We start from the raw sequence: 604 nt of genomic DNA, 5'->3' as shown, positions 1-604 counted from the left end.
CGAGGCGCGTCAATACGCGCCGACGTGATTCCCATGCCCGGTACAGACGCACTCGACGATGCATCAGCCGACCACGAATGGTTTGAAGCGGAACTCGTCGCACAGGATCAAGATGCTGCCCGCGTCGCAGTAGCGGATATCAACGACAGGAGAGCCCATTCTCTGGTCAATGACCTCGTCGACGACGACGTCGTCACTCCCATCCCCGACAAACGCGTTCTCGTCCACGAGCCAAGCGACGAGGCATTCGACTCGGTTCTCCAACTGGCGGTCTTCCATCGAGGCTGGACCACCGCTCGCGACACCGACGAGGGAGGGGAGTGACCCAAAACACTCTTTACTGATTCGCTGTAAACTGTAATCAAGAACGGCCCATGTCACGTACCTCAAATCGCGCCGACGGTGACATCGTCCAAGACTTCCTTTCGGTCGCGGATCTCCTTGAGGAGCCACAGCTGGCTCAACTGTACACGTACCTCGCTCGGGAGGACGAGGCGACCGTCCAGAACGTGATGGATGACCTCGAACTCGCCCAGGGGACCGCCTACAGCTACGTGAATCGGCTCGTCAACGCTGGCGTCGTCGACGTCACCGACGACGGGCA

2 protein-coding genes are annotated in these 604 nt (G+C 59.8%); both read left to right on the top strand.

Annotation, left to right across the window (positions count from 1 at the left end):
• The first annotated feature begins 33 nt into the window (after positions 1-33).
• The gene (locus DEQ92_RS24005) at positions 34-324 is read left to right on the top strand and encodes a hypothetical protein (protein WP_199522961.1); all 291 of its coding nucleotides are present in this window, start codon (positions 34-36) and stop codon (positions 322-324) included.
• Between the two features lie 50 nt (positions 325-374).
• Positions 375-604, top strand: a 230-nt coding sequence (locus tag DEQ92_RS21465) for a helix-turn-helix domain-containing protein (RefSeq protein ID WP_147299554.1), incomplete at its 3' end; no start/stop codon positions are given.

Origin of the sequence: Haloferax sp. Atlit-6N, assembly GCF_003383195.1 — an archaeon.
GTDB lineage: Archaea > Halobacteriota > Halobacteria > Halobacteriales > Haloferacaceae > Haloferax > Haloferax gibbonsii.
This window is presented reverse-complemented; position numbering and strand designations above follow the sequence as displayed.